Annotated in this window: 12 protein-coding genes and 1 pseudogene; 5 read left to right on the top strand and 8 right to left on the bottom strand. The window is 61.5% G+C overall.

The window, feature by feature from the left end:
• Positions 1 to 16: 16 nt before the first annotated feature.
• Genes ACCD07_RS09745 through ACCD07_RS09725 form a run of 5 tightly spaced genes read right to left on the bottom strand, consistent with a single transcriptional unit; the run spans position 17 to position 6,791 of the window.
• Complete coding sequence (locus tag ACCD07_RS09745) at positions 17 to 835, bottom strand: alpha/beta hydrolase (RefSeq protein WP_413447219.1); 819 nt, start codon at positions 833 to 835, stop codon at positions 17 to 19.
• 45 nt (positions 836 to 880) lie between these two features.
• On the bottom strand, positions 881 to 3,970 hold the full coding sequence (locus ACCD07_RS09740; protein WP_413447218.1) for an efflux RND transporter permease subunit: 3,090 nt from the start codon (positions 3,968 to 3,970) through the stop codon (positions 881 to 883).
• Positions 3,960 to 5,117: an efflux RND transporter periplasmic adaptor subunit gene (locus ACCD07_RS09735; RefSeq protein ID WP_413447217.1), complete on the bottom strand. Its 1,158-nt coding sequence runs from the start codon at positions 5,115 to 5,117 to the stop codon at positions 3,960 to 3,962. Before ACCD07_RS09735 ends, ACCD07_RS09740 begins: the two co-directional genes overlap by 11 nt.
• A complete protein-coding gene (locus tag ACCD07_RS09730; RefSeq protein ID WP_413447216.1) occupies positions 5,114 to 6,391 on the bottom strand; it encodes a TolC family protein in 1,278 nt (425 codons plus the stop codon). The genes ACCD07_RS09735 and ACCD07_RS09730 overlap by 4 nt, the downstream gene beginning before the upstream one ends.
• Before the next feature lie 34 nt (positions 6,392 to 6,425).
• Positions 6,426 to 6,791, bottom strand: coding sequence for a hypothetical protein (locus ACCD07_RS09725; RefSeq protein WP_413447215.1), 366 nt, complete (start codon positions 6,789 to 6,791; stop codon positions 6,426 to 6,428).
• Between the two features lie 276 nt (positions 6,792 to 7,067).
• Here ACCD07_RS09725 and ACCD07_RS09720 point away from each other — a divergent pair, with 276 nt between their 5' ends.
• The 4 genes from ACCD07_RS09720 (at position 7,068) to ACCD07_RS09705 (ending at position 10,233) form a co-directional block, all read left to right on the top strand.
• The gene (locus ACCD07_RS09720; RefSeq protein ID WP_413447214.1) at positions 7,068 to 8,081 is read left to right on the top strand and encodes an IS110 family transposase; all 1,014 of its coding nucleotides are present in this window, start codon (positions 7,068 to 7,070) and stop codon (positions 8,079 to 8,081) included.
• A gap of 627 nt (positions 8,082 to 8,708) precedes the next feature.
• Positions 8,709 to 9,128 (top strand): IS66-like element accessory protein TnpA, encoded by a 420-nt coding sequence (tnpA, locus tag ACCD07_RS09715; protein ID WP_413447213.1) that lies wholly within the window; start codon positions 8,709 to 8,711, stop codon positions 9,126 to 9,128.
• Positions 9,125 to 9,472 (top strand): IS66 family insertion sequence element accessory protein TnpB, encoded by a 348-nt coding sequence (tnpB, locus tag ACCD07_RS09710; protein ID WP_413447212.1) that lies wholly within the window; start codon positions 9,125 to 9,127, stop codon positions 9,470 to 9,472. The genes tnpA and tnpB overlap by 4 nt, the downstream gene beginning before the upstream one ends.
• A 314-nt stretch (positions 9,473 to 9,786) precedes the next feature.
• Positions 9,787 to 10,233, top strand: coding sequence for a carboxypeptidase-like regulatory domain-containing protein (locus ACCD07_RS09705; protein WP_413447211.1), 447 nt, complete (start codon positions 9,787 to 9,789; stop codon positions 10,231 to 10,233).
• Between the two features lie 237 nt (positions 10,234 to 10,470).
• On the opposite strand, the gene ACCD07_RS09700 is transcribed toward ACCD07_RS09705, so the two are convergent.
• A complete protein-coding gene (locus ACCD07_RS09700) occupies positions 10,471 to 11,385 on the bottom strand; it encodes a YfdX family protein (protein WP_413447210.1) in 915 nt (304 codons plus the stop codon).
• Between the two features lie 268 nt (positions 11,386 to 11,653).
• On the opposite strand from ACCD07_RS09700, the pseudogene ACCD07_RS09695 reads away from it, so the two are divergent.
• Positions 11,654 to 12,094: pseudogene (locus tag ACCD07_RS09695) on the top strand (IS66 family transposase); the annotation flags it as partial.
• Positions 12,095 to 12,132: 38 nt separating this feature from the next.
• Here ACCD07_RS09695 and ACCD07_RS09690 read toward each other — a convergent pair.
• Positions 12,133 to 12,363, bottom strand: a complete 231-nt coding sequence (locus ACCD07_RS09690) for a helix-turn-helix domain-containing protein (protein ID WP_413447276.1) — start codon at positions 12,361 to 12,363, stop codon at positions 12,133 to 12,135.
• Positions 12,364 to 12,803: 440 nt separating this feature from the next.
• The gene (locus tag ACCD07_RS09685; RefSeq protein WP_413447209.1) at positions 12,804 to 13,391 is read right to left on the bottom strand and encodes an IS110 family transposase; all 588 of its coding nucleotides are present in this window, start codon (positions 13,389 to 13,391) and stop codon (positions 12,804 to 12,806) included.
• Between the last annotated feature and the right edge of the window lie 280 nt (positions 13,392 to 13,671).

The raw sequence follows: 13,671 nt of genomic DNA, 5'->3' as shown, positions 1-13,671 counted from the left end.
ACAGATTAAGGTCGGCTCAGCAGGACATGTTCGGCGGAAGGTGCTGGTTGAAGAACGCGACGGTTTCATCGGCAACGCGCTCCTTCTCGTTATCCAATGTGATGATGTGGTAGCTGTCGTGCAGAATGATCTTGCGCCGGCTCGGCGAGCTGATGCTGCGCTCGACCAGGTCGGCACTCTTGGTGCTGGCCACGTCGTCCTCCTCCGCATGGATGATCAACGCCGGCGCGCACACCTTGGACAGCTGGCCGCGCACCAGTTTGATGAGACGGTGGGCCTGGAAAATGCCCTCCGCGGACAGGCGCGAGGCGCCCGCCGCTGACGAATCGCTCACCTGCATTTCGCGGGCGATCCAGCGCCGCAGGTTTTCATTTTTCAGACCGTACGGATAGCGCTCCTGGTACGAATACCAATACCGCGCCGGCGTGTAGTAGGCCAGCGGCAGCAGGAAACGGTACCTGGGCAGGCTCCAGCCATCGTACGACAAGGTGGTGGCCAGCAGGCCGAGCGCGGCGATCTGGTCGCCGCGCTCGATGGCCAGACGCAACGCCAGCACGGCGCCGATGCACAGGCCCACCACCGACACGCTGGCGTGGGTTTGCCTGAGTTGGTCGAACAGCCGCACAACTTCCTCATACCAGCGTTCGCTCCGCGTCGTGCCATAGGAGTCCGCCTGGCCGGACGCGTAACCGTAGCCCGGTATCAGCGGAATGACCACGGAGTATCCTGCGCGCTGCAGGCGCTTGCCCACATACAGCATTTCCAGCGGGTTGCCCAGTAGTCCGTGCAGCGCAAGCGCGGCATGCGGACCGCCTGCCAATTCTATAGTCTTCATACTACCCTGTTCAAACAACGCTCGGTGCCGGCAGCGCAATGGTTGTCAATCGGTGTCGCCCCGATCGCTAAAATACGGAAATGCCAGCGGCAGCAGCAGCAACGTGAAAAATGTCGCTGATACGATACCACCTACGATCACCACGGCAAATGGACGCTGGGTTTCCGAACCGATCCCGTGCGACAAAGCGGCGGGCAGCAGGCCTAACCCCGCCATCAGCGCCGTCATCAGGATCGGGCGAAGGCGTGCCAGGGCGCCCAGTACCGCACTCTGGCTCGGTGAGCCATTGCTGCGCGCGATCTCGACGATTTGCTCGACCATGATAACTCCGTTTTGCACGGAAATTCCAGCGACGGCGATAAACCCGACCGCTGCCGAGACCGAAAAATGCAATCCCGCCAACGCCAACCCGGCAATACCGCCGATCAGCGCGAACGGTACGATGGCCAGCACCAGCATCGCGCGGCGCACCGAGCGGAAGGCCCAGAACAGCAGCGAGAAGATCAGCAGCACTGTGATCGGCACGATCACCGCCAGCCGTTTGACCGCCCGCTGCTGGTTTTCAAACTGCCCGCCCCATGTGATGCTGTAACCGGGCGGCAGGTGAACCTGCTGCGCCACCAGTTGCTGCGCCTCGGCCACGAAGCTTCCCTGGTCGCGCCCCAGCAGGTTGGCCTTGACCGAGGCGTTGCGCGAGCCGCCCTCGCGGCTGATGCGCGCGGCTCCCTGGCGCACCCCGATATGCGCAACCGCCCCCAGCGGCACCGTCCCGGCCCCGCCCGGCAGCGGCACAGGCAATGCCGCGATGTCGTCCACCGCGGCGCGATATTCCGGTTTGAGGCCGACGACGATGTCAAACCGGCGGTCGCCTTCAAAGAAGGTGTTGACGGCATTACCAGCCAGCGCCGCCTGCAGCGCGGTGTTGACGTCGGCGATGTTGATGCCCAGCCGGGCGATGCGCTCGCGGTCGATCACGACGTCGAGCTCGCTTTGGCCGCCGATGCGCACGGCCGCCACGTCGGCCGCGCCCGGTATGCGGCCCAGGATGGCCGCGATCTGCTCGCTCTTCTGCGTCAGCACGTCCAGGTCGGGCCCGGCGATCTTGATGGCGATCTCCCCCTTGACGCCGGACAGCGCCTCCTCGACGTTGTCCTCGATCACCTGCGAGAAATTGGTCGGCACGCCCGGCAAGCGGCGGATGTGGGCGGAAATGTCGGCGATCAGGCTGTCCTTGTCGGCAAAGCGCCAATGCGCGCGCGGGTTCAGGTCGGCCAGGATTTCCATGTTGTTCGGTCCTTTCGGATCGGTACCATCGTCCGGACGCCCCACATGCGAGATCACGTTGCCCACTTCCGGATAGCTGCGCAGAATGGCGCGCACCTGGCGCTCGACCTGTTCGGTCTTTTCCAGCGCGGCCGAGGTGGGCAGGCTGATGGTCAGCCAGATGTTCCCCTCGTCCAGCTTGGGCAGGAACTCGCTGCCCAGCAACGGCGCCAGCGCCAGCGTGGCCAGCAGCAGCGCTGCGGAAGCGGCCATGGTTACGCCTTGGTGGCGCTGGAGCGCCGTCAGTAGCTGGCGATACCGCTCGGTGGCGCGCTGCATCCAGGCGCTGTGGCGCTCCTCCATCGGATGGCGGCGGATGGTCCAGGCCAGCAGGGCCGGCACCAGCGTCATGGTCAGCACGATCGCGCCCAGCATCGCAAAGCTGAGCGTAAACGCCACCGGCGAAAAAATCTTGCCTTCGACCCGCTGGAAGGTGTAGATCGGAATGAAGGCGACGATGATGATGGCCTTGGCGAACAGGATAGGATGCCCCAGATCGACCACGGTCTGCTTCAGCGTACGCTTGCGCCAGGCGGCCGGGGCCAGGCCGCTGGCGGCCTGCTGGTCGTGCAGGGCCAGGCGCACCATCAGCGCTTCCACCAGCACCACCGCGCTGTCGATGATGATGCCGAAGTCTACCGCGCCGAGCGAGATCAGGTTGGCCGGAATGCCGCGCATGTCGAGCATGATGAAGGCGCACAGCAGCGACAGCGGTATCACTGTGGCGACGATCAGCGCCGCGCGCCAGTTGCCGAGGAAGACGATCAGGATGGCGATCACCAGCGCGGCGCCAATCAGCAGATTTTCGCCAACGGTGCGCACGGTGTGATCGATCAGTTCGGTGCGGTCGTAGATCATGGTCAGCCGCACGCCTTTCGGCAGCGACTGATTGATCCGCGCGACCTCCAGCTTGAGGTCGCCGACCACCTTGGCGGCGTTGCTCCCCTTGCTCATCTGGACTATGCCCTCGACCACATTGTCGTTGCCGTTGTAGGCCACCACACCCGAGCGCGGTTGCGAGCCGGTCTGCACCGTGCCCAGGTCCGAGACCAGCACCGTCTTGCCGCCGCGGGCGCTGACCATGATGCGGCCGATCTCATCGAGGCTGGTGACTATGCCTATCCCGCGCACGCTCAAGCCCTCGTCGCCGCGACGCACGGTACCGCCGCCGACGTTGGCGCTGTTGGCCGCCAACGCCGCGCTGACCTGGTCGATTGTCACGCCGTAGCGCTGCAGCGCTGCCGGCTCGACCAGCACCTGGTACTGCTTGACGGTGCCGCCGAAGCTGACCACGTCGGCCACGCCGGAGACGATGCGCAGCCTGGGACGGATGATCCAATCCTGCAGCGCGCGCACTTCGTTCATCGGCATGCCGGGCGGCGCCTCGACGATGTAGCGGTAGATTTCACCGACCGCCGTGGTCAGCGGCGCCAGCGATGGCTGCACCCCCGGCGGCAGCGTGACGTTGCCGAGCTTTTCCAGCACCTGCTGACGGGCGAAGTGGTCGTCGGTGCCGTCGGCAAAGGTCAGCGTGACCACCGACAGCGCGCCGATGGTCACCGAGCGCAGCTGCGTCTGCTGCGGCACGCCGCTCATCTCGCGCTCGATCGGCAGCGTAACGGCACGCTCGACCTCCTCCGGTGCCTGGCCCGGATACTGGGTCACGATCTGCACCTGCACGTCCTGAACGTCGGGGAAGGCTTCGATCGGCAGGTTGCTGAACGCGCGGTAGCCGAAGCCGAGCAAGGCCAACGTCAGGATCAGCACGAACACGCGCTGCTTGAGCGCGAAATCGATCAGCTTAGCGAGCATGGTCGCCAGCTTCCGCGTTGAGCAGGAAGGCGCCTTCGGTCACCACCCGATCGCCGGCACGCAGGCCGCTGTCGATGTAGCTGTCCTGATGGCCGCGCAAGGCCACGTGCACGCGGCGCCTGGCGAAGGTATTGGGCTTGGTTTCGACATACACCGATTCGTACATGCCTTCCATGAACAGGCTGGTGTTCGGCAAAGGCACCGCGGTGGCGCCGTGGCTGTCACTCTCGAAGGTGGCGCGGGCGAACATCTCGGGCTTGAGCGCCAGGTCCGGGTTGTCGATCGCGCAGCGCACCTGGATGCGGCGCGTAGCCGGATCCAGCGTCAGGCCGACGCGCCGCACCACGCCGGCAAAGCGGCGCTCGGGATAGGCATCGACCGTCAGGCTGACCGCCTGCCCCGCATGCACGGCCGCCGCATTGCGTTCTGGCAGGTCGATCAGCAGCCACAAGCGGTGCAAGTCGGTGACCACGAACAGCGGCGCGGCCAAGTCCGGCCGCACCTCCAGGCCGGGATTGATCTGGCGCTCGGCGATCACGCCGGCCACCGGGCTGCGCAGGCTGAAGCTGCCATCGCCGGCGCCGCCGCTGGCGCGCAGGTTGTTCAGGCGCGCGGTGGCGCGCTGGGTTTCGGCGCGGGCCTGCTGGAAGTCGGCGTCGGCCGCTTCGTCGTCCTTGCGCGGCAAGACGCCGGCCTGGAACAGGTCGCGGGCGCGCTCCAGCGCTAACCGCTTGCGCTGCTCGTCGGCGCGCGCCTTGGCCCAGTCGGCTTGGGCCGTGCCCAGCTCGGGCGCATCGATCACGGCCAGCACGGCGCCGCTGCGCACCGGGTCACCCAGTTCGCGGCGCAGCGCGGTGACGCGGCCGGCGATTGGCGAGCTGATACGTGCGGTCAGGTCTTCATCGTAAGCCAGGCGGCCATTGAGCGGCTCGGACACGGGCAGCGGCGCGACGGTCGCGGTGCCGATCGTCAGCGCCGACAGCTGCGGCGCACCGGCCTCGAAGCGCACCAATTCGGGCGACGCGGGCGCCGGTGCGGCAGGTGGTGGCCGGTCTTGCGAGGCGTAGACAAAATGCAGCGAAACGGCCAGCGTACCGCCCAGCAGCAGCGCAATGACCAGCTTACGCAGGGTCAGATGTAGGATCATGGCAAGGAACTTTCAGTCAGGGCGGCGCGCCAGGCCGCCAGGGATTTGGCGTAATCGTTGCGGGCGGCAAGCGTCTCGAGCTGGGCCGCGCGTTCGCTGCGGCGCACGTCGAGGACATCCATGATGCTCAGCGCTCCGTGGTTGAAGGCGTATTCGCCGGCAATGGCGGACTGGTGCGCGGACGGCAGCAGTTCATCCTCACTGCGTCGCAGCCGTTGCCAGGCCCCCTGCACCTGTTCGCTGCCCAGCAGCAGTTCGGCGCGGGCGAGGCGGCGCACCTTGTCGAGGTTTTCGCTGGCGATGTCGATCGCCACCTCGGCCGTGCGAATCTCGCCCTGGTAGGTGTAGCGCCATTGCAGCGGAATCTGCAGGGCAATACCGTAACTGTTGCCGCTGCCTTGGGGATTGGCGGCACTGGCCGGATAGTGCTCGACCTGAAGGCCGACCGTGACGTCGGTGCTGCGCTGGGCCAGGGCCAGCTTGCGGGCCGCGTACGCGGCATCCAGCCGGTCTTGCGCAGCCAGGACATCGGGGCGGCGCGCCAGGGCGGCGTCGTCCGCCACCAGTTCGGACGGCGCGGCCAGCACACCGGCGGGCGCAGCCTCGACGTCGTTGCGCTCGGGCTCCCCCAGCAGCGCCATCAGCGCGATGCGCGCGCCCGCCACGTCGGTCTCGGCCTGTTGCACGTCGTTCCGGGCGCGCAAGGCATCGACCGCAGCGCGCGCGACATCGGCGGCGGCCAGGTCGCCGGCCTTGAGGCGGCGCCGGGCGGCCTCCACGGTGGCGTCGCACAGCGCGGCGCTGTCGCGCAGCACGGCCAGGCGCGCGATCGCGGCCTGCCAGTCGTAATACGCCAGGCTTACCTGCAGGCGCAACTGGCGTTGACCCTCGCGCAGGTCGTCGCGGGCGGCGCGCTCCAGGTGGCCGGCAGTGGCGACACGCAGTTCGCGCTTGCCGCCGCGTTCGATTAACTGGTCGATCCGCACGGCGCTGTCGATGGTCTTTTCGCGCAGCTTGCCGCTGCCGATGCCCACGCCAGGATTGATGTTGAAGCTCTGCAGCGTCAACGTGGGATTGGGCGCCGCGGCCGCGCTGAGGCCAGCGGCGCGCGCACTGTCTACCGCCATCGCGGCCAATCGGGCATCGCTGTTGTGCTCCATGGAACGGGCGATCGCCTGCGCCAACGTCAGCACTTCGGCATGACTGCCCGAGCCGGCCATCATCAACCACGCGGCGGCGCAGGCGCGCACGCGCCATAACAAAAATGGGCTCATATTAACGTCCAGAAAATAAGGGGCGAGCGCAGCCTCAAGGTGCAGCAGGCAGAACGCGGGTAATATGCGATAAGGCACCTTGGGCGCAGTCGGCTGGCCACAGTTCGACCATTTCGCCCATCTGCACGCTCACGCCGGGCGGCAGCTCAGCCACTTCGGTATGCATGACGCGCACGTGGTGGTAGCGTAGGCGGACATAGTGGTGCTGGGCCAGATCGGCGGGTGACATGGCAGCGAGGCAGGCGGGGATGCGTTCGGGCGGCGTGTTGGCGTCATAAAATTCCACCACCCAGCCGCGCTTGGCGCCGCGTTGCCAGTCGACCGGCGCGTGTGAATACACGGCGCAGCCTGCCAAGATGCTGCCCAAGAGCAGCACCAATGATGCATTGAACGATTTCAAAAGTGCCTCGTGTAATGGGTAGCTTGAGTTTCCGCATTCTAAAGTCCGTAAGCTAACGCCAAGATGAACACTTCATTACACATAGGTAAGGTTAAACCGCGTATGGCGTCCGGGATCGCATCATGCTCGGACCTGCCAGGCGGGAGGCGACTGCATACCGCAACCTCACCCTGTTCGTTTGCTCGCAGAATTGATAATCATCTAGCCTTCCTCCCTTCGGCCGAGGCCGAGGAATAAAGTCACGGTACGAATCCGAACTTTTTCGAGGAGGACGTCATGTTATTTTGTGGCATTGATCTTCATTCCAACAACTGCCTTGTCGTCGTCTCTGACGACGCCGACAAGGTTCTGTACTCCAGGCGGCTGGCCAATGATCTAGTCACGATCCGTGCAGCGCTGGAGCCATACCGCTATGAGCTATCAGGCGTAGTGGCGGAGTCCACTTATAACTGGTACTGGTTGGTCGATGGGCTGATTGAAGCTGGTCACGTGCTTCACTTGGCCAACACAACGGCAATCAAACAATACGATGGACTCAAACACCGCGGTGACCAATCCGATGCCCGACATCTGGCGCATCTACTTCGGTTAGGGCTCCTGCCCGAGGGCCATATCATGCCCAAGTCTGCACGCGCCGTCAGAGACCTGGCCCGCAAACTTATGCAACTGGTCGACATGAGGACTGCGAATATTCTCTCGATTGAGACCTGCCTAGCACAGCAAACAGGTAGTTACCTCGCCTGCAGAGAAATCAAGCTGTTGACCGAATCGGACATCGACAGCATGCCAGTCGGTGCGGTCGAGGCCAGTGGCATGAAGGCCAACTTGGCGATCATGCGGGCCCTGCAAACGCAGATAGATTCAATCGAGAAATCGCTATCGAATTACTGTCGCTCCGCGCCTGGCTACCGCCTGCTTAATACGGTATCGGGAATTGGCCCGATCTTAGCGACGGTGATTCTGCTTGAGACAGGAGACATTGCTAGGTTTTCTGGGGCCGGAAACTACGCATCGTATTGTCGCCGCGTTGACAGCACTCACATTTCCTATGGCAAGAAAAAAGGCGAAGGCAATACCAAAAACGGAAATCGCTTTTTGGCATGGGCATATGTAGAGGCCGCAAATTTTGCGATCCGTTTTTGCGAGCCTGCGCGCATGTTCTATCAGCGCAAGAAGGCAAAACGCAACGGCGTCATTGCGATCAAGGCGGTGGCACACAAACTAGCACGTGCCTGTTTCCATATGTTGAAGACGGGAGAGCAGTTCTCAGTCGAACGCTGCTTTTCCTAGGTTTGGCAACGGCCGGCGAGCCAGCGAATGGGTTGGAGTCTGAGCCAGCGGATTGATTGGACACCGTGCCGTCTGCCATCATGTTGAGTTCTCAAGGAAGTGAGTCGTCCGGATTGCGAGCCACCAGGGTTTGGAGCCGTTAGATAGCGGCAGCCATAGAATTGTTTCCATTTGGACGCACGACGGTACCGAGATGCTTCTGGGATGGCCATGCCGTTAGGGCGAAATAGCAGGCTATCGATTTTGCTTGAGCCAGATGGGTGACTGGTGCGATTCACGCAACCAGCTATGAGGCATAGGGCACGATCTTCAAGCCTTGCGGAGCCGATACGATGGCCCAGTAACGAAAGAAATCGCAGAGTAGCGCGAGGGAGAAATTCGAACTGTTGACAGTGGCCGGCTAATGGGTGACCCAGTCCGTTTGACCCACCTTCCACTGCCTGGCATACGCTGCCACGCGGTCGTATGACCCTTCATAGCCCAGTTCTTTCAGGTCCTCATGGATCTGCTTCAAATTGCGTCGCTGCTTACGCGGCTTAGTCGTCTCGGCCTTGAGCCACCCCGATAACGTAAGCGTCTTTCCAGCGCCGTCTGGACTGCCTGAGCAGCGTCATCCATGATCGAATTTTGGCACAGCATTTGTGCCCACAACTTTCGATTATGGACACAAATTTTCAACCGATCAATTCCACGAATGAACGTGGCCAATATCGCCAGCATTCGTTGGAGTTCAAGCGCGCCCTGGTGGCGTTGTCTCTGGAGCCTGGCGCCTCGGTCGCGCGCATAGCGCGTGAGCACGGCGTCAATGCCAACCAGGTCTTCAGCTGGCGCCGGCTGTATCGACAAGGACGCCTTGGCGTACCTGCACTGATGCGAGACGATGGCCTGTTGCCGGTGATGCTGGCGCCAACTGCGCCTGTACCGAGCAATTCCAACTCCGATGCCGGCGGCATTATCGTGCTTGAGTTGGGCGAGGTTCGCGTTCGGATCGACGGGCAGCCCAATGTGGCCATATTGGCGCAGGTGTTGGACCGGGTGCTGCGATGATCGGCCTACCCACCGGTACCCGTGTCTGGCTCGCCGCTGGCATCACCGACATGCGCTCCGGCTTCAATGGCCTGGCTGTAAAAGTGCAGACGGCGTTGGAGGAAGATCCGTTCAGCGGCCACGTGTTTGTGTTCCGAGGGCAGCGCGGCGACCTCATCAAGTTACTGTGGTGGACCGGCGATGGCCTGTGTCTGTTGGCCAAGCGGCCTGAGCGCGGGCGCTTCATCTGGCCGCAAGCGACCAACGGCTCGGTGGCGCTGACGCAGGCGCAGCTCTCAATGCTGCTCGAAGGCATAGACTGGCGACGGCCAGAACGCACCTGGAAGCCGACGTCGGCCTTGTAAACGTTACAAGGCTCCTTGTGATTACCCACTATTTTCACATTCCAGGCAATATCCGATTTGGATGTCGACACGCCGTCGCATGCCGCGCCAGATGACCTTGTTGCCGGGCGGAGGATCGCTGGCACGTGCGAGATAGCCGCCCAGTTCAAGGCGCTCGACGAAGTGAGCCTGCCGGTCCAAGGTCGCTTGCCCGAAGCCGGAACCGAGTGCCCTACCGACTTGTCTAAATCAGGCGTGAAGGGAGACGTCAACACAGCATTGCCTGTAGCAATTGTCGGGCGCTCCCTTCACTTTCTCAATGAAAGGAGTTTGCCATGAAGTCAGTCATGCATCGCGCCGCCATCGCAGGCGCGCTCGGCTTGGCCGCGGCCGGCAGCGCCTCCGCCAGCGTGAGCTTGCCGGCGGTTCAAAACACGGGTCAGGTCGCCTACCTGAGCGGGGGCATAGGCCAGGACGAGGCTGCGGCGCTACAAGCCGAAGGCCGGCGCTGGCCGTTGACGCTCGAGTTTGCAGTTGCAAACAAACACCGTTCGGAATTTGCCGCCGATGTCGCTGTTAGCGTACGCGACGCCAAAGGGCGTGAAGTGCTCAACACGACCTCCGACGGTCCCTTCCTGCTGGCCAAGCTGAAGCCAGGCAGCTACACGGTCGAGGCCAGCCTGGCCGGCAAGACTATGCAAAGGCGTATCGTCGTCAGTGCACAACACCCGAACCGGGTATTGCTGCTGTGGCCGTCGAACGTCGATCAAGGCATTTCGTGATGGTCCCACTTTCCATCGACGCTGAAGGTTATGTAGCAATAGCGAACGGAAGGAAGAAGCAGATCTGGCTGCAGGGGCACATGCAGGCAACTTCGTTCCCTGCGCAGTTCGGCCAAGCGGTCGACCAGCGGATGCAAGCCGCACCGATGCACCCGATCCACTAGGGCAGCGTGAAGCGCGCCAACGACAAGCCTTGGCGCGCCGCGATTTGCTCGATCCGATACAGCGGAAAAATCGTCACCTGCCAGTCCATTGAGCGAGCTGTCGTTTGATCTTGTCGACCCAGCCAAGCTCGGATTTGCCCCCCGCTGATCTCTTCTCGATCTCGTCAATCTGTTGATGCATCGGTTTGTAATCCTGCTTTGAACCATAGCCGAGCGTCTCCCCCATGCGTATCTGCTCGCGGGCCCCTTGGATGCTCTGCGCAAGTTTATCGTCCTCTTCCTTGGTGCGCCCTTTTTTGTCGGCGAGTGCCTGGGCTGCCTTGATCTGCTCCTCCGCGCGGAGTTTGGGAAGCGGTACCACTTCGGTCGTAATCACTAAAGTGTTGAGCATGGTTTGCAGTGCCGCTTTCGCCTCGTCGATTTTTCCCGCATCAATCAACGGCGTAATGCTTTTAATTGCGGCAGGATAGGTCGCGAGCGGAATGTTCAGCGTCCGATATTCAATTTCGCTACCGAGGCCCTCGATCAATTGGCGCGCCTTTTGAATTTCACCGTCGACGAGCAAATCGCGTGCTTCGTTCACGGCGGCCTTTACCGTGTCAATCTTAGCAAACAAGTCATGGGTGATCACATCTGTGCGCACGGGCGCCAGAGCGAGCTTCGGATTTCTTGCCAAGATCAACTCTAGCTTACCGGTCGCAACCGCGAGCGCATCGAGCGCTTCGCTGTTTTTCTTTTCATTCAATGCCCTCAAGGCCCGCTCCGTTTCCGCCACAGCCGATTGAGCCTCGGCGATCAGTTGTCCCTGTTTCTCCAACGACATTTCGGCTGTACGTTTGTCGATTTCCGGTTGGACTGACCGGTTCGCTTGACCTTGCGGCTCAGCCCTTGGTGGCACTGAGCCAATCGCGCCACCGGAAGGTGAAAGCATGAGCCCGATCGAAAACAAAACAGCACACGAAATATTGCGGTTTAATGATTGTTGCATAGTGCCTCCATTTGATTGGGCTTCCCTATCGCATTCCGTACACAACGCCGTGCCTTCCATTGATGGCTTGTCAGCATTCGGCAGTGCAGCCAACACGGTAAGACAGTGATTCTGCACTACCGTTCCGCGTTCTTGCCTACATGACCATCCTTACGAACGGCGCGCCGAGCTCCGAACCAAGGTGCGTCAGTTCTTAGCAACGGCTCGCATTCGGATCGACGGGCAGCCCAATGCGGCCATATTGGCGCAGGTGTTGGGGCAAGCCTCCAGACGCAAGCCTCCAGACGAACGAAGAGAAGTTCGACGAGCCCGCTCGCGCCCGCTGCTCGATGACCTGGAGCGCTGGTTGTGTACCGCGCTCGATACGTTGTCTCGCAAGTCCGACACGGCGGCGGCGATCCTGTACGCGCTCAAACTCTGGCCGGCACTGCTGCGCTACTGCGACGACGGCGCCATCGAGATCGATAACTCGGCTGCCGAGCGCGCCTTGCGTGGTGTCGCCATCGGCTGCCGCAACTACCTCTTCGCCGGCGCCGACAGTGGTGGCAAACGCGCCGCCGCGATCTATTCGTTGATCGGCACGGCCAAGCTGAACGGTGTCGACCCCGAAGCCTGATTGCGTCACGTGCTGACGCATATCGCCGAACATCCCGTGAACCGGGTTGATGATTTCTTGCCTTGGAACTGCAACCTGCCAGCAACCCTTTGAGATGACGCCGCTTCCCGGCGGGGTGATGCCATCATCGATCAAATTACCGTCTCACTCAAGACGTGACTGAGCAGACGCTTACCCGATAACTGCACCGAGTATTTGTCTAATCCGCTCCTCGATCGCCGCTCCGCATAGGAGGGCTCAGTGGTTTCCGATCGCAGATAGCGTCGGACGGTATTGCGAGAGATATCCAGTCGCCTGGCGATTTCTCGAATTGGGATCTGGTCACGAAAGTGCCAGCGTCGAATGATGCCGAGTAAAACCACGTTGATCACTCCGAACTCCTGCCGATGAGACAGGTGGAATTGTGCTACTAACGTGGGTCACCCATTAGCCGTCCATAGTCACCCATTAGCCGTCCATAGTCAAGGGCGCAGACATAGTCCTCGCCTGCCGGGCGATCTCTCAACAACTTGGCCATCGCTTTGTGGACGAATCTGACATCGCATCCTGCGCTTCGTTAGTTGGTTGCCTGAATCGCACCAGTCACCCATATGGATCAAACGGCGGTGCTAAATCGTCCACTGCCCTGACAGCGTGTGCTGTCCCAGAAGCATCTCGGTACCGTCTTGCGTCCAATTGAGTCGATCAGTTTCATGGCTACCGCTTGGCGGTTCCAGACCTTTATGGCTCGCAATCCAGGCGATTCATTTCGTGCTCGAAAAAGAGGTGGCAGACGGCGCGGTATCCAATCAGTTTCCTGGCTTTAGATCCAACCCACGTTTATGGCTTGGAGTACGAAAAGATTCGCCTTGATACCAACTGCAGTGCCTGGCTCTAGCGCCAGGGCATCGACAAGGGAACAGGTCAGTCGCTTAATATCGTTGGCAGCGACAGTCTCGCCAGTTTGCTGCATTAAGCAAGTCTGTATAGCCACGAGCTGGGTCGTGCGTTGCTGGACCAACTGCATGCGCTTGCGGGCCAGATCTCGAACAGCACGAATCGGTTGCGGCATGATGTGCCCTTCTGGCAGCAAACCCAGGCGAAGGATGTGTGCCAGATGGCGAGCGTCGGATTCATCGCCACGATGCTTGAGACCGTCGTACTGCTTGATTGCGGTGGTGTTGGCCAGGTGGAGCGAATAGCCAGCGGCCATCAACCCATCAACTAGCCAGTACCAATTGTAAGTGGACTCCACGACCACACCGAAGAGCTCGTGCTGATATGGACTTAACGCGTCACGTATGGCTGCAAGGTCGTTGGGAAGCCGTTTTGAATACACGACCTTGTCAGCATCGTCGGAGACAACGACGAAGCAGTTGTTGGAATGAAGATCAAGGCCACAAAATAACATGACGTCCTCCTCGAAAAAGTTCGGATTCGTACCGTGACTTTATGCTCCGGCTTTGCCGAAGGGAGGACGGCTAGATGATTATCAGATTCCGTTGCAAATTCGTGGGGAAGATGGGTCAATTTTCAGTGCAACTCAACACTAAGGCTGAGGACGGGACAAAAATTAGCGAAAATCAACCTACCGGCGCGCCGACGATGAACAGCAGCGAGTCGCCCGGAAGAAAGAGCAGGATCTCCACTCTGATGAAGATCACCATGAACAGCAGCAGGTAGACTCAGCC

Origin of the sequence: Duganella sp. Dugasp56, from assembly GCF_047304105.1 — a bacterium.
Classification (GTDB): domain Bacteria; phylum Pseudomonadota; class Gammaproteobacteria; order Burkholderiales; family Burkholderiaceae_D; genus Rugamonas; species Rugamonas hordei.
The sequence above is the reverse complement of the archived record's forward strand: the minus strand, read 5'-3'. Positions and strand labels throughout refer to the sequence as shown.